General features: G+C 55.4%; 14 protein-coding genes. 7 read left to right on the top strand and 7 right to left on the bottom strand.

Features of this window, described 5'->3' with window-relative positions; genetic code table 11:
- Positions 1-31 precede the first annotated feature (31 nt).
- From GH722_15770 to GH722_15755, 4 genes are all read left to right on the top strand, one after another.
- The gene (locus tag GH722_15770; protein ID MRG73227.1) at positions 32-1,831 is read left to right on the top strand and encodes an ATP-binding cassette domain-containing protein; all 1,800 of its coding nucleotides are present in this window, start codon (positions 32-34) and stop codon (positions 1,829-1,831) included.
- Positions 1,704-3,128: an HlyD family type I secretion periplasmic adaptor subunit gene (locus GH722_15765; GenBank protein MRG73226.1), complete on the top strand. Its 1,425-nt coding sequence runs from the start codon at positions 1,704-1,706 to the stop codon at positions 3,126-3,128. Before GH722_15770 ends, GH722_15765 begins: the two co-directional genes overlap by 128 nt.
- A 110-nt stretch (positions 3,129-3,238) precedes the next feature.
- Entirely contained in the window at positions 3,239-4,045 is an 807-nt protein-coding gene (locus GH722_15760) for a flagellar motor protein MotA (protein MRG73225.1), read from the top strand.
- A gap of 1 nt (position 4,046) precedes the next feature.
- Complete coding sequence (locus tag GH722_15755) at positions 4,047-4,721, top strand: OmpA family protein (GenBank protein MRG73224.1); 675 nt, start codon at positions 4,047-4,049, stop codon at positions 4,719-4,721.
- A 19-nt stretch (positions 4,722-4,740) separates the two neighbouring features.
- On the opposite strand, the gene GH722_15750 is transcribed toward GH722_15755, so the two are convergent.
- The 6 genes from GH722_15750 to GH722_15725 all read right to left on the bottom strand — a co-directional run bounded on the left by GH722_15750 (position 4,741) and on the right by GH722_15725 (position 18,032).
- Positions 4,741-5,565, bottom strand: a complete 825-nt coding sequence (locus GH722_15750) for an MBL fold metallo-hydrolase (GenBank protein MRG73223.1) — start codon at positions 5,563-5,565, stop codon at positions 4,741-4,743.
- 182 nt (positions 5,566-5,747) lie between these two features.
- The gene (locus GH722_15745) at positions 5,748-6,479 is read right to left on the bottom strand and encodes a hypothetical protein (GenBank protein MRG73222.1); all 732 of its coding nucleotides are present in this window, start codon (positions 6,477-6,479) and stop codon (positions 5,748-5,750) included.
- 8 nt (positions 6,480-6,487) lie between these two features.
- Positions 6,488-9,580 (bottom strand): ATP-binding cassette domain-containing protein, encoded by a 3,093-nt coding sequence (locus tag GH722_15740; GenBank protein MRG73221.1) that lies wholly within the window; start codon positions 9,578-9,580, stop codon positions 6,488-6,490.
- A gap of 191 nt (positions 9,581-9,771) precedes the next feature.
- Entirely contained in the window at positions 9,772-15,312 is a 5,541-nt protein-coding gene (locus GH722_15735; protein ID MRG73220.1) for a tandem-95 repeat protein, read from the bottom strand.
- Positions 15,313-15,574: 262 nt separating this feature from the next.
- A complete protein-coding gene (locus tag GH722_15730; protein MRG73219.1) occupies positions 15,575-16,777 on the bottom strand; it encodes a CoA transferase in 1,203 nt (400 codons plus the stop codon).
- A gap of 88 nt (positions 16,778-16,865) precedes the next feature.
- Complete coding sequence (locus tag GH722_15725; GenBank protein MRG73218.1) at positions 16,866-18,032, bottom strand: aminotransferase class V-fold PLP-dependent enzyme; 1,167 nt, start codon at positions 18,030-18,032, stop codon at positions 16,866-16,868.
- A 199-nt stretch (positions 18,033-18,231) separates the two neighbouring features.
- Between GH722_15725 and GH722_15720 the strand changes: the two genes are divergently transcribed.
- Genes GH722_15720 through GH722_15710 form a run of 3 tightly spaced genes read left to right on the top strand, consistent with a single transcriptional unit; the run spans position 18,232 to position 23,313 of the window.
- A complete protein-coding gene (locus tag GH722_15720) occupies positions 18,232-21,150 on the top strand; it encodes an FAD-binding protein (GenBank protein ID MRG73217.1) in 2,919 nt (972 codons plus the stop codon).
- Positions 21,147-21,905, top strand: coding sequence for an FCD domain-containing protein (locus tag GH722_15715; GenBank protein MRG73216.1), 759 nt, complete (start codon positions 21,147-21,149; stop codon positions 21,903-21,905). The genes GH722_15720 and GH722_15715 overlap by 4 nt, the downstream gene beginning before the upstream one ends.
- Positions 21,838-23,313, top strand: coding sequence for a hypothetical protein (locus tag GH722_15710; GenBank protein MRG73215.1), 1,476 nt, complete (start codon positions 21,838-21,840; stop codon positions 23,311-23,313). The genes GH722_15715 and GH722_15710 overlap by 68 nt, the downstream gene beginning before the upstream one ends.
- 1 nt (position 23,314) lies before the next feature.
- Here the strand turns inward: GH722_15710 and GH722_15705 are convergent, their stop codons facing one another.
- Positions 23,315-23,596 (bottom strand): hypothetical protein, encoded by a 282-nt coding sequence (locus tag GH722_15705; protein ID MRG73214.1) that lies wholly within the window; start codon positions 23,594-23,596, stop codon positions 23,315-23,317.
- Between the last annotated feature and the right edge of the window lie 23 nt (positions 23,597-23,619).

Genomic DNA, 23,619 nt, shown 5'->3' with positions numbered 1-23,619 from the left:
TATCCGGTAGTGGATGACAGGCGTGGCGTAAATGGCTGAAAAATCGACCAAATCTCTGGCGTGGCTGAAGCCGGTCTTGAAACCGGTACGGGGTGTATTCCGCGAAGTCCTGCTGATCTCTTTTTTCGTCACCATTCTGGCACTGGCAGTGCCTGTATTCGTGCTTCAGGTCTATGACCGTGTTGTCTTTCATCAGGGGTTCAGCACCCTGCAGGGACTGGCTGTGGGCATGGCACTGGTGCTGCTGTTTGATTTCCTGCTGAAACAAACCCGTGCCCGGATCATGCAGACCATTGCCCTGCGGGTGGATGTTCAGGTCGGCCGGCTGCTGTTCAATAAGATCATGGCCCTGCCCATGCGGTCGCTGGAATCACGACCGACAGCGTTCTGGCAAACTCTCTTCCGTGATGTCGAGATGGTGCGCAATACTCTGTCCGGTGCGCCGGCTGTGCTGCTTGCCGATCTGCCCTTTGTCTTCATGTTCCTTGGTCTCGTGATGGTGATCGCCGGGCCGATTGCCTGGGTTCTGCTGGTGGCGGTCCCGCTTTTCTGCCTTCTGGCCTGGCGTTCAGCCGCTGCCCTGAATGACGCCAATCAGGCAGAACGAAAGGCCGGGCTGAGCCGTGATGCGATGATCGCAGAGATGATTGGCGGCAGAACAACAATCAAGGCTCTGGCACTCGATCATGCCATGCGTCCGCTTTGGGAAGAGCGTCAGGCAGAGACCATTGAGCAGTCGGTGTCACGGGGCAGCAAGAATGACCGTTATGTCAATCTGGGGCAGACCCTGACCTTGCTGACGACCGTCGGCCTCACGACGGTCGGAGCTCTCGCGATCATCAATCAGGACATCACAATGGGATCGCTGATCGCAACAAACATGCTGGCCGGGCGACTGCTCGGTCCGCTGAACCAGCTTGTTGGCAGCTGGCGGACCTTTGCCCAGTTCAAGCAGGCCGGTCAGCGGCTGGGAGAACTGTTTCATGAAGAAGAAGAACTGCAGGAAGCGCCAATTGCGCACAAACGTCCGACAGGCGAACTGATCCTCGAAAATATTGTTTTCAGCTATGACCCGCAGGGGCAAAACCCGATCGTCGACGGCATTCGTCTGGGTATAAAACCGGGCGGTCTGACGGCGATCGTCGGTCGGAATGGATGTGGCAAGACCACATTGCTGAAAATTCTTCAGGGGCTCTACAAGCCGACTGAAGGACGTGTGTTGCTGGACGGCGCAGATATCAGCCAGTTCACCCGTCGTGAGCTGGCAACATGGATTGGCTATGTTCCTCAGGAATGCGTGCTGTTTCAGGGAACCATTCGCGAGAATATCGCACATGGCAGACCGGGGGCGACTGACGAAGACATTCTGGAAGCATCAAAACTGTCCTCGGTGCATGACTTCATCGTTGATCTGCCAAACGGTTACGGGACGCAGGTGGGTGAAGCCGGGACGCAATTATCGGGTGGTCAGCGGCAGCGACTGGCGATTGCCCGTGCGCTTGTCGGTAATCCGGCGGTTCTGTTGCTGGATGAACCAAGTGCCAGTCTGGACCGGCAGACAGAAGAAGAATTCAAGCTGACGCTGGCAAACCTTGCCCGCGATCATACGGTGCTTGTTGTAACCCACAGCCCGATCCTGCTGTCAGCCTGTCACAATGTGATTGCCCTGGACAAGGGTAAGGTCTCGCTGGCGGGTCCCTCCCATGAAGTGCTGCCGAGGCTGTTCGGCTCTAAGCGACAGAAGGCCCAGACTACAGCAAATTCGGTTGCAGCGTCGGAGCCTGCAAAACCAGCAACACCCCCTGCCCCGGCGGCACAGTCAGCGGAATGACATAATCATGACGACGCTTGATAACCTTGTTCACGAACATCCGTTGCCAACCTTCCGGCCGGTTGCCTGGAGCATCATGGCATTGCTTGCAGCATTTGTCGGCTGGGCTTCCTGGGCGCAGCTCGATGAAGTTGCCGTGGCGACAGCAGAGGTGGTTCCGCAGGGCAAGATCAAGACCATCCAGCATCTTGAAGGCGGCATTGTTGAGGAAATTTTCGTTCGTGAAGGCGATGTTGTGAAGATTGGTGATCCTCTGGTGCAACTGGATCTGGCTCTGGGTGGTGCCAACAAGGAAGAAATTCAGGTCCGTATTGATGCGCTTGAGCTGAACAAGGCCCGGCTGACGTCAGAAGCCAGCGGCAGTGACCTGGTCTTCCCGCAGGATGTGGCTGACCGGCGGCCGGATATGGTTTCTGCTGAACGCCGGACCTTCCTTGCCCGTCAGGCCGAGCTTGCACAGACCCTCGAAGTGCTGAAACGCCAGATTGAACAGCGGGAACTTGAAATCGAGGAAATTCAGGCAACGCTTACCGGCAAGGAGGCCTCATCGAGGTCCGCCCTGCGCCAGCTGGAGCAATCCCAGCGCTTGCGCAAGAACAACCTGATCTCGGAATTCGAACATCTCGGCATCGTTCGCGAGTATGAAACACTGAAGGGCGAACGGGACAGCCTGACGGCCTCTATTCCACGGGCCACATCCGCCCTCGCGGAAGCGCGCCAGCGGCTGGAGGAAGTCCGCCTGAAATTCGGACGGGAAGCAGAGGAGGAACTGGGCAAGGTTGAAGCGTCACTGGAACGTAACCGGGAGTTGATGCGTCAGGCAGACTCCCAGGAACTGCGCACAGAGATCCGGAGCCCGATTGACGGGGTGGTCAAAAATCTCGGTTTCAACACCATAGGCGGTGTTGTGCGTCCGGGAGATCCGATCATGGAGATCGTACCCACAGGTGATTCCCTCGTTATTGAGGCTAAACTGCGTCCTGTAGACCGTGGCTATGTCGAGGTCGGGCAGAAAGCGACGGTCAAGATCAGCACCTATGATTATTCACGATATGGCGGCCTTGACGGGGTTGTTATTCAGGTCGCGCCCGATTCTTCTACGGAAGAGGATGGCACCCCTTTCTTCAGAGTTATCGTGAAAACAGAGAAAACCTATCTTGGTGATATTCCCGGCAACTTCCCGATCACGCCGGGGATGGAAGCAACGGTGGATATTCATACCGGGTCGAAGTCGGTTGTCGATTATCTCGTCAAGCCGGTACTGAAACTGCGACATGAAGCCTTTCGTGAACGCTAGGCTTTGAAAGCGCTAGCTTAGGGTTTACCCTTTCGTCAGAGTTGGTTGTCTATACTTGCGCGGTCTGGGGAGATCGGTCGGGACCACTCTCGCGAGGGGAAAATATCTATATGTCGTTCGGGACAATCATTGGCGTATTCGTCGGCTTTGGCCTTTTCATCGTGGCCATTCTGCTCAGTACCGACAATATTTTTATCTTCCTGAACTTACAGAGTTTTCTGCTGGTTATCGGTGGCACTCTGGCCGCCATGTTTATCTCCTATGAAGCGCGATATGTCTGGCTTTCGCTGGTTGCGATCTGGCAAATCCTGCGTGCACCGGCAATCACCCGCAATGTCCTGACGTCAGAAATTGGCCGGATCATTCGCTGGGGCTATGTGGTCCAGCGCAACGGCCTGATCGCACTGGAACAGGATCTCGGTAAACTTCGGCAGGAGGATTCTTTCCTGACCTTCGGTGTTGAGCTCGTCGTCAGCGGATATTCGGGCGAGGAAGTTCGTGAAAACATGACGAATACGGTCGAGACCACATTCCAGCGTAATACGGTGCCTGCAAATATTCTGAAAGCAATGGCTTCAACCTGTCCGGCCTTTGGCATGATCGGAACCCTGATTGGACTGGTGATCATGCTGGATAACATGCAGGACCCCTCGGCCATCGGACCGGGGCTCGCCATTGCCCTGATCACCACGCTTTATGGTGTGATTTTCTCCCGGCTCATTTTCCTGCCGGCCGCGCTAAAAATACAGCAGCGCCAGGAAATTGGCCGCTTCCGGAATTTCCTGGTAACCGAAGGTCTCAGCATGTTGGCTGACCGCCGGGGCCCCCGCTACATTCAGGATCGCATGAACAGCTATCTGGACCCGTCGATCCATTTCCAGATTGATCAGCAGGTCAGCCGGACCGAGGCATCCTGAGATGGCCGGGAACAACAGATTCACGAACCCCGGTAATGGCGATGATAATGATGAAGACTGGCTGACGACCTATGCCGATGCCATCACTCTGCTTATGGCTTTCTTTGTCCTGACCACCTCCATCTCGAAGGTCGATCTGGAAGCTTTCGAGCAGATCAATGAAGGTATCAAGAAGCAGATCAATACAAAAACCAGCGAAACCAGCCCGACACGGGAATTCCGGGAGGAAGTCAAAGCGGTTGCCGAGAACAACAGTGTCAGTGATCAGGTCTCGGTGTCTGCCGATTCAGATTCGATCAATATGGATCTTGCCGGTCGTTCCTTCTTCAAGCCCGGCTCTGCCGAATTAACAGCAGAAGCCCCGCCTTTTCTGGATGATATCGGCGGCATGTTAACTGAAGAACGGTATCAGAGATTCCGGCTGGATGTTCAGGGGCACACAGATGACAGCCCGATCAGCACGGAACGGTTTCCGTCGAACTGGGAACTGTCAGCGGCGCGGGCCTCTGCCGTCGTGCGATATCTGAACGGTATTGGAATTGCGTCGGAACGGATGCGGGCAACCGGTTTTGCGGACACCATTCCAAAAGTGCCTAATCGTGATCCTCAGGGAAACCCGATACAGGTCAATCAGGAAGAAAACCGGCGTATCACCATCCGGATATTCCCACGCTAGGAAACCGGCTCAGACACTATCAGCCGAGTGTCAGTTCCATATTGTCGCGGGCAACGAGTACACCGTCCCAGCGACCGCGGGCTTCCTGCTCCAGAGCCGCCATGAATTTGTCGTTGTGGTCCGGATCATGATGGAAGATGGCAAATTTCTTCGCCTTGGCCATCTGGCAGAGCTTCAGCCCCTCTTCCCAGGTTGAATGTCCCCAGCCAACCTTTGCCGGGAATTCTTCTTCCGTATAGGTGCTGTCATAGATGACAAGGTCAGCACCTTCGATAAGCTGGAGGATGTTCTCATCCGGTTTACCCGGCACATGCTCGGTATCCGTAATGAAACAGGCAGCGTGTCCGCCATATTCAACCCGATAGCCGGTCGCATCATTGGGGTGATTCAGATTGACGGTCTTGACGACGATATCATCGTACAGCGTGAAGGTTTCGCCGGCTTTGAAATCTTCAAAAGACAGCTTTGCCTGCATGGCTTCCAGAGGTACCGGAAACATCGGATTTGCCATCTGGATACGAATGACATTCTCGACGCCATTCTTGTCATGCAGATGCCCGGCAAGAACCGGCAGATTCCAGTTTGGATTGAATGCAGGACCGAAAAACGGAAATCCGTTGATGTGATCCCAGTGTGTGTGGGTCAGCATCAGGGTCGCAAACTTGACGTCCTGACGGATCAGTTCGATTCCCAGATTGCGGATACCGGTACCGGCGTCGAATATCAGATGTCGGCCACCACAGACCATCTGGATGCAACTGGTGTTGCCGCCATAGATGACATGACTTGCCGACGGACATGCGATGCTGCCCCGAACTCCCCAGAACTTCACTTTGAAGCTCATACGCTAATACCCGCCATTCCTGTCGCTCCCGGACTTACTAGAGCGATTTTATAGTTATCTTCCATACTCGATAAGATAATCAAAGAGAAACGGCGTGAATTCAAGCAGCATCACCTTTTTAGCGAGTATTTTTACCGGAAAACAGAAAGTTTCAAGAAACAGCAATACAAAGGCTGTTTTGGTCATTCAGTTAAGTCTGGACAAGGAGTGCCGATTCCTGCGTTGAAGAGTTGTGCGGCAGACCCGTCCCGGACAGCGATTTCCATTAGTCCATTGGAGTTTTCATAATAAATCGCATCACCCGGATGGACGTCAGAAAATGTTCGGGCGGCCTTGATAGTTATCCCGTTCCATTCACTGTCACGAGTTCTTCGGGAAACTGTCGCGCGTTGCCCGGTCATCAGGTTGCCGTATGCATCAACATAGATGATTTCGGCAGGGTCCGTTTTCCAGAATTTCCTGTCGAGTGTGGCGGAATCTATCAGATTGCCTTCTGGTTTGTTGCCATTGGCAAGATGTGCCGCAATCGGGGCGAAAATATCCCTGCCATGGAAGGTTGCCGACACGTTTTCCGGAATGGCAGTGATTTCCCAGGCAGTCGCCTGTCTGGCCTGACGCACAACCTGTGAGAACAGACCATTGTTCGGTCCGACATAATAACATCCATCTGCCAGAAGTATGACCGGTGTGCGGACGCTGCCCACCCCCGGATCGATAACGCAGAGAAAGACCGAGCCTTTCGGAAACGGGCCGTCATGTGCAGCAAGCAGATAGGATGATGCTTTTGGGTTCATGGCGGGGGCGTCTGCCATCAGGCTGACAACCGGAACGGTTGGTGCCTGTTGCATCAATACTGCGCTCATCTGCCCGGTATAGGGGCCGGTAACACCAAAATCTGTAAAAAGAACAATCACGGATGGCCTTAGCGTGTCAGTAATCGTTTGGTTGTGTCATCCAGTCTGAATGCCAGAACACGCATCATTTCAACAGCTATCTGACGATCCTGTTCGATCAGATTGATAAGCTGGGATTTTGACAGTTCGAGAGCTGTCAGACGACGGGTGATCTTCACCGTTGCCGAACGGGGAACCTCTGCCAGCAGTGCGATTTCACCAATCAGTTCGTTTGGTTTGACCGGGCGCAGCATCTCTTCGCCGTCATCCGTGTCGATCCAGATTTCGGCCTCGCCATCCATCACGATATAGGCGGCATCGCCTTCATCACCCTGATGGAACATCTCCTCCCCGGCTTCAAAGGTCAGACGCTCCGACGTGAAGGCAATCAGTTTCAGTGTCGAGCGATCAAGACCGGACAGCAGCGGAAGCCCGCGCAGCAACTGAACTTCCTCTGCCAGCCCCTCACCCGTTGCTGCATCCTCATCGTCGTCAGAGGGGTCGGCATCCTCTGCACGGATATCGGGTTCACCCTGATCAACCAGCCGGCCACTCTTCATGACGAACTGGCGGTCAAATTCACCCTCCGGATCAACCTCATTGTCGAACCAGATGATTGTCTGATCCTTGCAGGCCTCCCGCAGGTTGGCGAGTACCCTGCGCCGTTCTGATCCGTCGAGTGATGTCAGGGATTCGTTGACGATCAGAATATGGGGTTGCTTGACCAGTGCACGGGCGAGGATGACTTTTTGCCGTTGTGCACCGGAAAGTCGTCCTCCGGAAATGCCAACGGAGCTGTCCAGGCCGACTTCCATGACCGGCCCCCGCAGATCCAGTTCATCAATGACTTCGGCAATCAGCGAACCAATGCGCTCTTTGGCCTCACTGCGGCCATAGGCCAGGCGACCAAACAAAATATTATCCTGAATGGATGCCGCCGCATTGTAGGCATTGGCATCAAAGAACTCGACGGATCCTTTAAGGTCGTCGGGAAGGTTTTCATGGAAGGCAGAACGCGCTTTCAGAATCCGCTCTTCCATCTCCTCGTCGACGACACCAAGGCGATGCCTGGCAACGGTCAGCTGGAAAGGCAGCGACAGCAGTTTGGCCCGGTCTTCATCTTTCAGTTCAGCGATACCGCCACGTTCTGACCGACGAATAACCGACTGATACTCGGGCAGGTCGTCGGCACTGATAAAGCTGTAGCGCTCAAAAAATTCATGCCCGGGAGGCAGGTCGGAGAACAACTCAACCATTGTCCGGGCAATCTGGAGACCGACCTGGGTGAGATCATCAAGCAGGTTGTCCTGTTTCAGGATTTCCAGAAGATAGGCGTTCCGGGACAGATTCTCCGGTGCAAATTCACTCCCGACAGGTGTGCCGAATAACAGGTTCTCAGCAAGCGAGGCGTTCCTGTTGTATTTGTCGCCATCAAACAGCTCGACCATGGTCTTCAGCATCGGGCCTTCGAGTTCTTCGCGCAGGCGTTCGCGGGCCTCAAGAACGCCCGCTGTCAGTCGCTTCCGGATATTAGGGTCAACCTGTCGTTGCAGGCCCATCTGAAAGATGTCATTCGACATTTCAACAACATCAAGTGCTTTCAGAAGTTTGCGATTCAGATCTTCCCGGTCTGTTGCACCGGCTGCATCAAGATCAATCCAGTCTGCATTGATGTCGTGATTCCGATTTCCGGACCGTTCTGCTTCTGTCTTCTGCCGCAGAAACTCGGCAGCCTGTTCATCATCATAATCGGCATCACGCATTGGCCGGCGTTGCAGGCCATAGAGAATGTTCTCCCGGACTGACGCATTGAACATGAAAGACTCAGAGCCGGCATATCCGATCTGGCGACCGGTTACGGATTCCGGCAGGTCGAACAAGGTATGGTTTGATATCTTGATGCTGCCGCCGCTTGGCGGAAGAATGCGTGCGAGAACGTGTGCAAGCTGCCCCTTTCCACTGCCCCCCGGTCCCGTAATCACAACGCGGCTGGGTTGCTCCAGGGTGAAGCTGGCGCTCTCGATCAGTTTTACCCCTTCGTCATCGGTCAGGCTGAGATTGGACGCCTCGATATTGCCGGTCAGCTGGATTGACTTGTCGGGGTCACTCGTCAGCATTTCCTCGTCGAGCATGCCTTCGGTGTCAAACTGCTCGCGCAGTTGATCGTACTTGATCTGGGCATCGGCAAGCCGCTGATACCAGCCAAGCAACTCTTTCCAGGGGGCTGCCAGTTCCTTGTGTGCACCAATGGAGGCCATCAGGGCACCAACGGTATAGCTTCCGGTCATGACCAGATAGCCGCCGACGAGGTAGAAAACGATAGGAGTCAGCTGTGCCAGGAAGTTGTTCAGAAACTTGATGAGGAACTTCCAGATATAGATCCGCAGCCGGATGAAGTAGATCTCACCGAGTGTTGCGCTGATCCTTGTGGACTCATATTCGGAGGTATCATGCGTATGCAAATCATAGATGCCACCGACGCTCTCTCCCAGTTGGTTCGAGAGCTGCCGCACAGTCCGGACCCGTTCCCGTGCGAGGTTATTCACCACCTTCTGCATTTTCGGAATGATGTACATCTGGACCGGGACGGTCGAAATGGCGATGAAACCCATCATCGTGTTTTCGTACATGATATAGGCAAGTGCGGTAATCAGAATGCCGCCCTGATAGACCGGCAACGCAATCGAATCACCAAAGAACCCGCCAACCGGCTCGGTCTCGGCCGTCACCATCGAGACAACCTCGCCCTGCGACAGCTTGCGAAAATGCGATACGGGAAAACGCAGGATACGATGAAACAGGATAAATCTGAGGCGTCGCAGCAGCCGCTCATTCATGGCCCCGCGATAGACATTGTTGAAGTATTTCAGCCCGCCATTGATGCAGACGAGAATCAGAAACAGTACACACAGAACCACAAGGTACTGAAGCTGGGTCAGGGGAATGCCGAAAACCGGAAGCTCCCTGGGGCCCTCGCCTGCGCCGATGGCATCATTGATGATGACCTCCGGCAGCTTGAACGTCATGTAAAGCACGGGATGAGAGATCAGCGCCGTCAGCACGAGCACGATCTGCTCCCGCTTGCTGTACGCCATGATGTAGCGATAAAGACTGCGCTTCATTGGCGCGCTATCCCCTGTTCCCGAGGTCACGAATGATCAACGCTACCTGCCTGCCGGACAGGGTGCAACTTATCTGCTGGCCGAGGGGGTGCCGGCAAGCCTGCCGGGAGGATGGCAGCGTGGAAACAGAGCGGCCCCGCCCGGAGTTTCCGGGCGGGGCCGCGTCAGATTACAGCCGGTTCAAGAAGTCGTTACCATTCGAAACGTTCAACGCCTGTGAACTCGACACTTTCGCCTTCTGTCGTCTCGAAGTGACCGCTCGCATCCTCGGTCAGGCGGATATACTCCTTGCCATCCTCGTCAACACCCTGTTCGAGGATCTCTCCCTCATCAAGATGCAGGGTCCAGCCTGACTCCGCTTCACCTGGTGCACCGTCCGCACCTTCGACGCGAACCGTATCGGTCCACCCGTCGCCACCGGAAATCTGATCATTTCCTTCGCCAAGGCGGAAGATGAACAGGTCATTGCCATGCCCGCCGGCAAGAATGTCATCACCGGCACCGCCATCCAGCGTATCGTCATGGGCACCGCCATCCAGTGTATCGTTGCCGGCACCACCCATCAGGAGGTCGTCGTGGTTCCCGCCATAGATCGAGTCATCTCCGGCGCTGCCGATAACAGTGTCATCCCCCTGACCCGCATCGATCCTGCTGATATTATTCAACTGTGTTTCTGAGAAATCGAGGGTGTTGCTGCTGCTGTCACCTTTGATCTGGCTGGCGGAATTTCCGCCATCGACAACCTCAATAGAGTTATCAGCACTGAAGTCATTGAAATACAGATCCCCGTCGTTCCCGGCCATTACCGTATCCGTACCTGCACCGCCTTCCAGCACATCATCGGCATCACGGTCACCACGACCTTCCATGACGAAGGTATCGTCACCGTCACCACCGATCAGAGTGTCGGTGCCGTGACCGCCACGCATAATATCGTTCCCATCACCGCCATAGAGCGTGTCGTCATGGGCACCGCCATCAATGCTGTCATTGCCGGCACCGCCATAGACAGTGTCGCTCTGATCGCCACCGTCAATGCTGTCATCACCGTTGCTGCCGGTAATGGTGTCACTGCCACGACCGCCGTCAATTTCGCGAATGTTGTTCAGGGTGGCATTCGAGAAATCGAGAGTGTTGGCGTTGTTGTCGCCAAGAATACGGCTGGCAGAGTTTCCACCATCAACAACTTCTATCGAATTATCGGCGGTGAAATTCCGGAACGTCATATCTCCATCATTTTCGGCCCGAACCGTATCGGTTCCGGCGCCACCATACAGCACATCATCGGCATCCCGGTCGCTGCGTCCTTCCATCACGAACACATCGTCACCGTCACCGCCATAAAGGGTGTCGGTGCCGTGACCGCCGCGCAGTGTATCGTCACCATCTCCGCCATAGAGCGTGTCATCATGGGCACCGCCATAGAGATTGTCGCTGCCTGCGCCGCCAAAAAGGATATCGTCGTTATCACCACCATCGATGCTGTCATCGCCGGCGCTGCCCGTGATGGTATCATCGCCGCGCTCGCCGTCGATTTCGCCAATATTGGTGAGTGTGGTGTTGGAAAAATCGAGAATATTGTCGTTATTGTCGCCAAGAATACGGCTTTCGGTGTTCCCGCCATCGACAACTTCGATTGAATTGTCAGCCGTGAAATTGCTGAAGGTCATATCACCATCATTCAGGGCCTTGACCGTATCGGTTCCTTCGCCGCCATTCAGAACATCGTTGGCGTCATAGTCGCTGCGACCTTCCATGTAGAAGGTATCATTGCCAACACCGCCATCCAGTGTGTCCGTACCATGGCCACCCCGAAGATGGTCATCGCCTTCCCCGCCAAACAGGGTGTCGTTGTCGTTCCCGCCATCAATGATGTCATTACCTTCGCCACCATAGAGCGTATCGTTGTTCTCATCGCCATCAATCGTGTCATCTCCGGCACCGCCATGAATTTCATCATGACCGCGCAGACCTTCGATGGTGTCACCGCCGGCGCCTCCGTTCAGATCGTTGGCATTATTGTCGCCGACGATATGCAGACCGCCCAGTTCAACCAGTTGTTCGCTGGTGTAGGTGACATCTGAAAACTGGAAATTTTCAACGCCGCTGACAGTGTCGGAGCCGTCGCGGCCATCCACCGTATCCGTCACCGTAAACGAGCCGTCCTCATTTTCGGTGATGGTGTAATCTTCATAATTGCCGGACAGCACAAATGTGTCAGACCCTGCGCCGCCGACGATTGTGTCAGATCCTGCGCCGCCGTTCAGAACGTCATCTCCACCACCACCCAGCAGCGTGTCGTCACCTGCGCCACCGGACAGCGTATCGTTGCCGGCTTCTGCGGCATTGCCTTTGCCGGAAACATCGAACGCCATGGTTCCGCCCCAGGGCATACGCTCACGTCCGCCGTCGCGATAATCACCGGCAGTCTCAGCCTCAATTACTTCACCGTTATAGACAATGCGGTCAACGATGAGGTTTCTGTCCCCGACATCACGCCGGTAGGCATCATTGGTGAACATGATCTGAATGGTCGAGGGATCAGTTCCTTCCGGCAGAGTTACCGTAATGTCACGGTATTCTGCCTGTGACAGGTCAGGATAGGAGCCTTCTGCAACCGTGTCCCGTGACCAGGTGACATCCCCTTCTGCCAGGGTCTCACCATCCACGACAATGCGGTAATGGGGATCACCGTTGTAGGATTCGCCACCCAGGCGGACAACCAGCGTGTTGCCGTTATCGTCACCCCGCAAGGTATCGTTGCCTGCCCCGCCGTCCAGATTATCATTCCCGGCCCCGCCGGAAATAACATCATTCTGATCGCCGCCGGTGACCGTGTCGTCGCCGTCCAGAGCATCATAGGATTCGGTTGTTCCGTAATCGGGGTCCGCATCAGCCAGATTCACGGTGTCATCGTTTTCCGTAAACATTTCCTCCGGAATCAGGTCGTCTGCTGCAATCGGTCCATCAGCAAAGCTGAAATTCTCGACGCCCCAGACCTGATCTGTACCATCACGGCCCGCTACATTGTCGATAATCGTGTAGCTGCCATCTTCATTGGAAATAACGGTATAATCGGCACGGTTACCGGAAAAATTGGCTGTGTCGCCAGAACCTTCGCCGCCTTGAATAATGTCATCATCGGCGCCACCGGTCAGGTTGTCGTCACCATCACCGCCAGCCAGCGTGTCGCCACCGGCACCACCAGTGATGACATCATTGCCGACACCACCATCAATATTGTCAGCACCGTCACCGCCGGTAACGGTATCGTTTCCGGCCCCTGCCGAAAACTGTTCGCCGCCATCGAATCCATGTTCGGTCTGGCCGGCAGCACCCGCCAGCGTGACAACATCGTCGCCGTCACCGGAAGCATATTGCTGCCCGTCCTGATAATCTTCCGCAGAAACCTCGTTGAAGTTTACGGTGTCGCCTTCATCGGAAAAGACAGTACCGGCTGCAACATCAACGGTCACCGTCGCGGTCTGTGATCCGCCATTTCCATCCGTCACCGTATAACTGAAGGTTTCCTGACCGGAGAATTCATCATTCGGTGTATAGACGATTTTACCATCCACAACCTGCACAGTGCCATTTGAAAGGCCGTTTACTGCACTGATGCTAAGGCTGTCGCCATCCAGATCACTGTCATTGTCGAGGACATCGATTGTAACAGCTTCGCGATAGCCGGTTTCAGCCGAATCTGCAGATGCTTCGGGGCCATCATTGACGGCGGCGATTTCCAGAGTGGTTGAGCCGGTGGCTGATCCGCCCTGCCCGTCGACAATGGTGTAGTCGAACGAGGTCTCACCGTTCCAGTTTTCATTCGGGGTGAAAGTGAAGACACCGTCTTCGAATGTCAGGGTGCCATTTGCAGGCTGTGTGAAGCTGTCGACAGAGAGGCTGTCCAGATCAACATCGCTGTCGTTCTCCAGCAGGTCAGCCGCAGAGAAGGTCAGGACATTGTCTTCAGAACCGGCGAAGACATCATCCACGGCGACCGGGCCGTCATTGACGGCGGCGATTTCCAGAGTGGTTGAGCCAGTGGCTGATCCGCCCAGCCCGTCGACAATGGTGTAGTCGAACGAGGTCTCACCGTTCCAGTTTTCATTCGGCGTGAAAGTGAAGACACCGTCTTCGAATGTCAGGGTGCCATTTGCAGGCTGTGTAAAACTGTCGACAGAGAGGCTGTCCAGATCAACATCGCTGTCGTTCTCCAGCAGGTCAGCCGCAGAGAAGGTCAGGACATTATCTTCAGAACCGGCGAAGACATCATCCACGGCGACCGGACCGTCATTGACGGCGGCGATTTCCAGAGTGGTTGAGCCAGTGGCTGATCCGCCCTGCCCGTCGACAATGGTGTAGTCGAACGAGGTCTCACCGTTCCAGTTTTCATTCGGGGTGAAGGTGAAGACACCGTCTTCGAAGGTCAGTGTGCCATTTGCAGGCTGTGTGAAACTGTCGACAGAGAGACTGTCCAGATCAACATCGCTGTCGTTCTCCAGCAGGTCAGCCGCAGAGAAGGTCAGGACATTGTCTTCAGAACCGGCGAAGACATCATCCACGGCGACCGGGCCATCATTGACGGCGGCAACGTCCAGGGACACCGAGCCAGTAGCGGTTCCGCCCTGCCCGTCAACAATGGTGTAATCGAACGAGGTCTCGCCATTCCAGTTTTCATTCGGCGTGAAGGTGAAGACACCGTCTTCGAATGTCAGTGTGCCATTCGCCGGCTGTGTGAAGCTGTCGACAGAGAGGTTGTCCAGATCGACATCGCTGTCATTAGACAACAAGTCTGCCGCAGAGAAGGTCATGACATTATCTTCAGAACCAGCGAAGACGTCGTCGACAGTTACCGGGTCGTCATTTTCCGGGTCAATGGTGAGGTTGACTGTTGCAGTGGAAAAACCGCCATTTCCGTCAGAAACGGTATACGTGAAGGAATCCGGGCCGTTATAATCATCATCAGGAGTGTAAGTGACCTGACCAGTTTCAGGATCCCAGCTGACGATCCCGTGGGCAGCATCTCCTACCGCGGTGACGACCAGAATATCATTGTTTCCATCGGCATCGTTCGCCAGAAGCTCATGAACGGAGAATGTCGCAACAGAGTCTTCCCCAAGGCTGAACTCATCATTCCCTGCCTGCGGTCCGACCTGTGCTTCCGCTGTCTGTAAAAATTCTTCTTCGGTGCCCCCACCGGATTGATTTCCCCCCGATGTAGACTGGTCTGCCCCGGTTGCCTGTTCTTCGTCAGGTTCATCGGCTGTGCGCTGTGCGCCACTGAAACCCTGTTCATTACCGGAAGATGCACCGGCATCTTCCCGATTGCCTTCTGCTCCTGGGCCGTTCTGGCCTTCAGCATTGCTGTTCTGATTATCATCATATCCGGTATCGCCAGAGACACCCTGCTGACTGCCTGTCCTTGCGTCAGAAGAATTCCGGTTTCCGGACGGTCCTGTGTCTGTTCCGTCGGATTCAGAATCTTCTGCGCCAGCCGCAGCGCCAGATTGCTGGCCGGCACCTGCACCAATAGCGTTGTTTACTTCATCCTGAGTACGCTGACTGCCGGTATGCAGTGTGCCAAAGCCCTGCATGTCTTCGCCAGCATCGTCCCCGGAACCCTGTTTTTCCTGCTCTTCAGCATCAAGGTTCGCGTTATCGGTCCGCTGCAGGACTGTCAGGTCATCCAGGTCCTGCGCGCCGTCTTTCGGGTTCCATTCGTCAGCCATACTCTTATTCCTATCGGTTTGCGTGTCTGCAACCTGCAAAACACTGGGTCACATATCTGTGCCTGCCTGATATATGAGTTAGATTGCGGGGGGGCTAATCGAAGTGACGGTTGTCACATAGTTCGGATTTAGAGCAAAAAATGCCTAAAATTGCTTATAAATTCTGAAATAGAGGCTCTCAAAATATCTTATCCGCGGTATTGATGCGGCATCATGGCGAATTGAAGTCTGAATAAGAATCTGTCGACTAATCTTATTCTGCTTATTTATCGGCTCTGACCGCACCCGATGACTGGAATTCTGCGATTTCATCGGAAGTGAATCCAAATTCGGACAAAACTTCCGCGTTATGCTCGCCATACAGGGGGGCTGGCCGGTTTACGGAACCGGGTGTTTCTGAGAAATGAACCGGTAAACCAAGGGTCTTCACCTTGCCAGCTGTCGGATGCTCCACGGTTGTGACCATGCCGCGATCTGCTACATGAGGGTCTTCGAGCATTTCGGCGATGCTCATGACCGGGCCGGCTGGCACACCCTCCTGTTCGAACCGTTCCAGCCAGTATTGACTGGGATGCTTGCGAAGCTCGGCGGTCAGCAGGCCCTCCAGTTCTTTGAGATTGGCCATGCGGTCGGCATTTGTCCTGAACCGGGAATCATCGATAAGTTCCGGCAATCCTGTGGTCCGGGCAATCCGTTCCCAGTTCGCCTGATTGGCGCCACCTATGTTGACCCAGCCATCTGCGGTCTGAAATGCCTGATAAGGACCATTCAGGGGGTGCGCCGATCCCATTGGTTTCGGGCTGTCGCCGGTCGCAAGGCAGATGGCTGATTGCCAGTAGGTATGCATGATCGCGGCCTCAAACAGTGAGGCGTCTACGATCTGTCCTTTCCCGGTTTTCAGGCGATTGATGTAGGCAGCCAGAATGCCCATCGCAGCCAGAACGCCGGCGGTAGTGTCAGAGACCGGTGCCCCGACCTTCACCGGCGGCCGGCCATCCCCCTCGCCTGTAATGCTCATCAGACCGCTCATTCCCTGCGCGACGAGATCAAAGCCACCGCGTGTTGCATAGGGACCGGTTCGGCCAAAACCTGAGACCGCACAATAGATCAGGGCCGGATTTTCCTCTCGCAGACGCTCGTAACCCAGCCCAAGCCGGTCGAGAGTGTCATGGCGGAAATTTTCCAGAATGACATCTGACTCCCGGACCATGCGGAGCAGGATTTCCTTCCCCCCTTCCGTCTTCAGATCAATCGCCATACCCCGCTTGTTACGGTTCATCATCATGAAGGCGGCAGACTGATCGGCGATGACCGGGGGCGTCATGCGACGGGTATCATCGCCACCCGGCACCTTTTCGATCTTGATGACATCGGCGCCCATGTCGGCCAGCATCATCCCGCAGGTCGGGCCTGACATGATGTGGGCCAGTTCAATAACCTTCAGGCCGTCAAGAGGTCCGGGCATTGCTGTTTCCTGATCGTCGTGAAGTGATGTTGGGGGCAGAGGCGGCGAAGAACAAAATACGACACTTCACCGCCCCTTATCTGTTTTGTCAGCGGGCGACGCTGGCCAGATAGTCCACAGCTGCCCCGACACCGCCGGATGTATGCGGCACCTGTGCCATTGAAAGCCCCATTTCGACACCGCCCAGCGTGCCGATCAGTGTCAGTTCATTGAATTCACCGAGATGGCCAATCCGGAAGACCTTGTCGGCCAGTTGACCAAGACCATTACCGAGGGACATGTTGAAATTGTCGAGAATCGTGGCCCGGAGTGCGTCGGCACTGTTGCCATCCGGCAGACGCACGGCGGTCAGGCTGTCAGAATAGTGATTTTCATCAGCGCACTGAATTTCCAGGCCCCAGTGACGCACACAACGGCGGGTTGCTTCTGACAGTTTCTTGTGACGGGCGAAGACATTCTCCATGCCCTCCTCCTCAATCAGCATCTTCAGTGCCTCGTCGAGACCATAAAGCAGATTGGTCGCCGGGGTATGAGGGAAATATCCGGTGGCGTTTGCCTTGATCATCTCTTCCCAGTCCCAGTAGGACCGTTTCAGACCGGCGGTTTTTGCGGCTTCACGTGCCTTGGCACTGACCGCGTTGAAGCTGATTCCCGGTGGCAGCATCATGCCCTTCTGCGACCCGCAAACCGTGACATCAACGCCCCATTCATCATGCTTGTATTCAATTGAACAGAGCGACGAGATGGTGTCGACCAGCAACAGAGCCGGATGCCCCGTATCGTCGAGCGCCTTGCGGACGGCGGTAATTGGGCTGACACAGCCGGTTGATGTTTCATTATGAACCACACAGACCGCCTTGATTGTGTGGCCCTTATCGGCTTTCAGCCGTTCAGCGATGGCTGATGCATCGGCACCGCGACGCCAGTCGCTCGACAGAAACTCTGTCTTGATTCCCAGTTTGGTTGCCATGCGGTCCCACAATGTTGCGAACCAGCCGGTTTCAAACATTAGAACGCTGTCACCCTCCGACAGCGTATTGACCAGAGCCGCTTCCCAGGCGCCAGTGCCGGACCCGGGGAAAATGATGACGTCGCTTTTGGTGCCGAACAGCGTCTTTACGTTACTCAGGACGCGACGGCCAATTTCACCAAATTCGGGGCCGCGATGATCGATGGTCGGGCGGGACATGGCCCTCAGAATGCGTTCCGGCACATTGGTTGGGCCAGGTATCTGCAGAAAATGCGGTCCGTTCATGGTGGTCCTCCGTTATCATTAAAGTGCATTATGCATTCATTTATGATTGCGGCAATGTTTTTTAAAAATCTGATATACTCTGAACAACCAACTGAAATATATAATAAATACTGGTCTTATCTGGATGCTTTCTGATGCAACAATGTTTTGCGATATGCGCATTATGTGCTAAATTTTGGAAAATTTCAGGAGCGACAGGATGACTGTTCAGACACGTATCAAGCCGGGAACCAGTGGCGCCCGACCGGGTGACAGCGCCCTGTCCGACCGGTTGCGCCGTGAAACCAATGCGGAAGTTCTGTTCGACGGATTCTCTCGCGGTCGCTACAGCACCGACGCTTCCATCTATCAGATTGAACCGATCGGCGTTATTGTCCCCCGCTCTGTCACGGACATTGAAGCGGCGATTACCATCGGCCGCGAACAGGGCATTCCCATTCTGCCGCGGGGTGCCGGGACCTCGCAATGTGGTCAGACGGTCGGGGAAGCACTGGTTATTGATACCAGCAAATACCTTCGCGGTGTTGTCTCCTTCGACAAGGAACGACGGCGGGTCCGGGTTCAGCCGGGTATCGTGCTGAACCATCTGAATGCCTGGCTGAAACCGCATGGCCTTTTTTATCCGGTGGATGTATCGCCGGCCAACCGGGCGACAATCGGTGGAATGACCGGAAACAACTCCTGCGGGTCACGCTCGATCCGCTATGGAAACATGGTCCATAATGTCCGGGAGATTGATGCGATTCTGGCTGATGGAACCCGTCACACCTTTGGCGACATTCCGGGAAATCTGGAAGGCATTTCTGAGGATTCCCGCTATCTCGATATCCTGATGAAAATGCGTCGTCTGCACGCCCGTGAAGCGACGGAGATCGCCGATAAATTTCCGAAGCTGCTGCGTCGCGTCGGCGGGTACAATATCGACAGCATTGACCCGCGCGGTCACAACATGGCGCATCTGCTGGTCGGATCGGAAGGCACACTCGGATTTTTCTCGGAAATTGAGCTCGACCTGCAGGAAATCCCCGCACAGAAGGCGCTCGGCGTCTGTCATTTCCCGACTTTCTTTTCTGCGATGGATACCACCCAGCATATTGTAAAGCTCGGACCGTCAGCTGTTGAACTGGTTGACCGGACGATTATCGAACTGGGGCGGCAGAATGCGGAATTCCGCCCGGTTTTGGACCGTTGTATTCAGGGCGAGCCGGATTCACTGCTGCTGGTGGAATTTGCCGGTGATGACCGGAACGAGCAGCTGGCGAAGCTGGACCAGCTTGAAGAACTGATGGCAGATCACGGCTTTCCGAATGCTGTGGTGCGGGCGGAAGACCCGTCTTTCCAGCAGGAAATCTGGAGTGTCCGGGCAGCGGGCCTGAATATTGTGATGTCCATGAAGGGGGACGGAAAACCGGTCTCGTTCATTGAGGATTGCGCCGTTCCGCTGGAAGACCTCGCCGAATATACGGATCGGCTGAATCAGTTGTTTCGCCGTCATGGCACCGAGGGCACCTGGTATGCCCACGCCTCTGTCGGCACCCTTCACGTCCGGCCGATTCTGAACATGAAAACCGATGAAGGCGCGAAGAAGATGCGCGCCGTAGCGGAAGAGGCTTTTGCCATTGTTCGTGAATATAAAGGCTCGCATTCCGGAGAACATGGTGACGGCCTGGTTCGCAGCGAGTTTCATGAACCGATGTTTGGCAGTCGCATTGCCCGTGCCTTTGAAGAGGTTAAAGATACCTTTGACCCTGATGGCCTGTTCAATCCGGGGAAGATCGTTCGTCCGGAAAAGATGGATGACCGTAATCTGCACCGCTACAAGCCGGGTTATGCCCCCCTGCCCCTGGACACTGTGCTGGACTGGGCTGAATGGGGTGGATTCTCGTCAGCTGTGGAGATGTGCAACAACAACGGTACCTGCCGGAAATCCAACCCCGGCGTGATGTGTCCGTCTTTCCGGGCCACGGATGACGAACGGCATGTCACGCGCGGACGGGCTAATTCACTGCGGCTGGCGATTACCGGTCAGCTTGGTCCTGATGCCTTCACATCGGACGACATGAAATCGACGATGGAGCTATGCGTCGGCTGCAAGGGTTGCAAGCGGGAATGCCCGACCGGCGTCGATATGGCGAAGATGAAAATCGAGTTCCTGCACGCCTACAAATCACGTCACGGCCTTACCTTCCGCGACCGGCTTGTGGCCTGGCTGCCCCGTTATGCACGGGGTGCCGCGAAAGTGGGCTGGTTGCTTAACCTCCGGGACAAGATACCGGGGCTTGCGGCGCTGAGTGAAAAAGTTGCGGGCCTCAGTGCCCGACGCCGACTGCCGCAATGGAGCCCCCGGCCCTATGAGGGCGCGACGGCGAAAGCAGGATCCGGCCCGACAGCTGTATTGTTTTCGGACTGCTTCAATACCTGGTTTGAGCCGGAGAACGCACGGGCAGCGGAGAAGGTTCTTAAAGCCGCTGATGTCAATCTGGTGACCCCGAAAAGTGATGGCCGTCCGCTATGTTGCGGCCGTACCTTCCTGTCTGCCGGTCTGGTTGATGAAGCGAAGGCCGAGGCCCGGCGCACCATTGATGCCTTGCTGCCGCTGGTTGAACAGGGGGCGACGGTTGTCGGTCTGGAGCCATCCTGCCTGTTCACCCTGCGCGATGAATTCCGCTCAATGCTGCCGGGTGATGAGACCGGTCGACTGGCGGAAGCCTCAAAACTGTTCGAAGCCTTCATCGTCGAGCAGACCGAAGCCGGAAAAATCAGCCTTGATCTGCAGCCAATTGCCGCGAAACAGGCTTTGCTCCACGGTCACTGCCATCAGAAAGCCTTTGGTGCGATGAGTGATGTTCAGAAAGCACTCGGTATGGTCCCGGAACTGGAACATGAACTGATTCAGTCTTCCTGCTGCGGTATGGCCGGTAATTTCGGCTATGAGGCCGAACATTACGATGTCTCCATGAAGATGGGTGAACTGGACCTGCTGCCGAAAGTCCGTGCAGCAGAGGCGGACACCCTGATTGTGGCTGATGGCACGAGTTGCCGGCATCAGGTGGCTGACGGGACAGAACGTGAGGCTGTTCATGTTGCCCGTGTCCTTGAACAGGCGCTGCGCCAGTGACGCAGATGTCCGCCACGCCGATACAGCGACCGTCGTTGCATGACGAGGCGGCGGACCGTATCCGCGATATGATCGTTGAAGGTGTTTTGCCACCCGGCGAGAAGGTGCCGGAACGTCAGCTCTGTGCCGATTTCGGGATATCCCGTACACCCCTCCGTGAAGCTCTGAAGGTGCTGGCCAATGAAGGACTGGTCGAACTCCAGCCTAACCGGGGCGCAACTGTCACTGACCTCGGGCCGGATGAAATTCGTGATGCCTTTCAGGTTATGGGGGCGCTCGAAGCTCTGGCCGGGGAACTGGCAACCCGCAATGCAATGGCCGCTGATATTGAGGGATTGCGCAATCTGACGACGGCCATGACCGGCTGTTATGAAAAGGGAGAGTTGCCGGATTATTTTCGCCTAAACCAGCGTATTCACGAACGGCTTCTCGAAATTGCGGATAACACGGTCCTGCGTGACCAGCACCGGGTGCTGAATGCCCGGATTTTACGGGCACGCTATCTGCTGAACACCTCCCCTTCCGGCTGGTCGAGGAACATCGATGATCATCTGGAGATGATTGACTTGCTCGCTGCAGGTGAAGGTCGCAAGCTGGGTCGATTGCTGAGGCGCCACCTGCTGAAGAAACTTCACGTCATTGAGGAAGCCCTGGGTGCGCGCAAGCCACGAAGCAGGAAACGAGGCGATGAAGAAACGCATCCTGACCGCACTGGTCAATCACGAGACCAACACCTTCTCCCGAATTCCGACTGATCTCGATGCCTTTCGGGCGCGTCGCTATTTCGAGGGTGATGATATCTTCCCGGCGTTTCGGGGCACAAATACCGAAATTGCAGCCTTTATTGATGTTGCCGAACGCTATGACTGGGAACTGGTCCCGACCATAGCCGTACAGGCAACGCCGTCCGGCCCGGTGACGGCGGACGCGTACAATCATATCGCGCGACGGCTGCTGGCCGGATTCAGTGACGGGCCGTTTGATGGTGTCCTGCTGGCGTTGCACGGTGCCATGGTTTCTGACGTCAATGAAGATGGCGAAGGTTATCTGCTTGAACTGATCCGTAACCGGGTCGGTCCACATATCCCCGTCGCTGCAACCCTCGATTTGCACGCAAATGTAACCGTCAACATGGCGCGCCACGCGGATATTCTGGTCTCCTACAAGACCTACCCTCATGTCGATATGTATGATGTCGGAATGGAAACCGCTGTCTTGTTGCAGCGCACACTTAATGGAGAAATCAGACCCTCTATCCTGCTTGGCAAATGCGAGATGATGGATGGTGCGGATCACGGGCGCACGCCTGGCGGACCGATGCGGCAGTTACTGCAGATGGCCCGCAACTTCGAGGCCGAACCGGGAATTCTCTCGGTCAGCGTAAATGGCGGTTTTCCCTGGGCCGATACGCTGGAGACCGGTCCGTCAGCACTTGTGGTCGTCGACGGGGAACGTCCGTCAGCACACGAAATCGTTCAGACGATGACGGGTGAGATATGGAACCGACGGCACGAATTGTCGATTGACCTTAAAACTGTCAGTGAGGTCGTCACTGCAATCAAAGAATATCCAGAGGATGCAGATCCTCTGGTCATTGCCGAGTTTTCGGACAATCCCGGCGGCGGCGGATATGGAGATGCAACCCGTTTGCTGAAGGCTGTTCTGGATGCCGGTGCTGAAGGTCTCGCCTTCTCACTGATCGTGGATCCTGAGGCGGCCCGCATCATGAAGCAGGCTGGTATCGGTGCCGAAATTACAATCGATCTGGGAGGCCGGATTGATCCCGCATTCGGAGGGCCGATATCAGTTTCGGGAACCGTGATGGCGCTCTGTGATGGCGACCTGGTCCATGAAGGCCCCATGCATCGGGGTGTTGCCGTCAATCTGGGAACGTCGGCATTATTGCGGTCTGGCGGTGTGGATATTGTCGTTACCAGCCGCAAGGTACAGGTTTATGACCTGCAGCATTTCCGGTTTCTCGGAATTGAACCGACCAGCTATCGGGTTCTGCTTGTGAAGTCAGCCCACCATTTCCGGGCGGCATATGAGCCGATAGCCGGAAAGGTGGTGACTGTAGATGCCGGCGGCCTGACTTCCCGCAATTATCAGGAACTGACCTATCGCAGGGTCAGGCGGCCGGTATTTCCGTTAGATATCGACTGACTTACTGAGCCGACAGGGCAAGGTCGCCATTGATGTTGGCGCGACGTGCGTCAACCATGTCGGACCATGAGCGCTTCATGCCAATATCCCGCATCTGATGGCTGGAGAAGTCGCTGACTTCATGGTTCGTCGTGCGCAGACCGAGCAGGTTGCCCAGCTTGGCAGCGGTCCAGGAAATGCCGAAACCAAGACCGTTGAGGATGGTCTGGGACTGCATCCGGCGTGCCTTCAGCATGATCTGGTGGTGTTCTTCCGCCGTCAGCATGTTCTTGTACTGTGTCATTTCATCTCTCCTGAGTGACTGTC

The sequence above is a fragment of the Alphaproteobacteria bacterium HT1-32 genome, assembly GCA_009649675.1.
Classification (GTDB): Bacteria; Pseudomonadota; Alphaproteobacteria; order Rhodospirillales; family HT1-32; genus HT1-32.
This window is presented reverse-complemented; position numbering and strand designations above follow the sequence as displayed.

Bases quoted from the DNA above. Each gene is read 5' to 3' on its own strand.
- GH722_15730 (MRG73219.1), bottom strand. From the start codon at position 16,777: ATGCCCGGACCTCTTGACGGCCTGAAGGTTATTGAACTGGCCCACATC.
- GH722_15765 (MRG73226.1), top strand. From the start codon at position 1,704: ATGAAGTGCTGCCGAGGCTGTTCGGCTCTAAGCGACAGAAGGCCCAGA.
- GH722_15705 (MRG73214.1), bottom strand. From the start codon at position 23,596: ATGACACAGTACAAGAACATGCTGACGGCGGAAGAACACCACCAGATC.
- GH722_15760 (MRG73225.1), top strand. From the start codon at position 3,239: ATGTCGTTCGGGACAATCATTGGCGTATTCGTCGGCTTTGGCCTTTTC.
- GH722_15755 (MRG73224.1), top strand. From the start codon at position 4,047: ATGGCCGGGAACAACAGATTCACGAACCCCGGTAATGGCGATGATAAT.
- GH722_15735 (MRG73220.1), bottom strand. From the start codon at position 15,312: ATGGCTGACGAATGGAACCCGAAAGACGGCGCGCAGGACCTGGATGAC.
- GH722_15740 (MRG73221.1), bottom strand. From the start codon at position 9,580: ATGAAGCGCAGTCTTTATCGCTACATCATGGCGTACAGCAAGCGGGAG.
- GH722_15750 (MRG73223.1), bottom strand. From the start codon at position 5,565: ATGAGCTTCAAAGTGAAGTTCTGGGGAGTTCGGGGCAGCATCGCATGT.
- GH722_15720 (MRG73217.1), top strand. From the start codon at position 18,232: ATGACTGTTCAGACACGTATCAAGCCGGGAACCAGTGGCGCCCGACCG.
- GH722_15710 (MRG73215.1), top strand. From the start codon at position 21,838: ATGAAGAAACGCATCCTGACCGCACTGGTCAATCACGAGACCAACACC.
- GH722_15725 (MRG73218.1), bottom strand. From the start codon at position 18,032: ATGAACGGACCGCATTTTCTGCAGATACCTGGCCCAACCAATGTGCCG.
- GH722_15770 (MRG73227.1), top strand. From the start codon at position 32: ATGGCTGAAAAATCGACCAAATCTCTGGCGTGGCTGAAGCCGGTCTTG.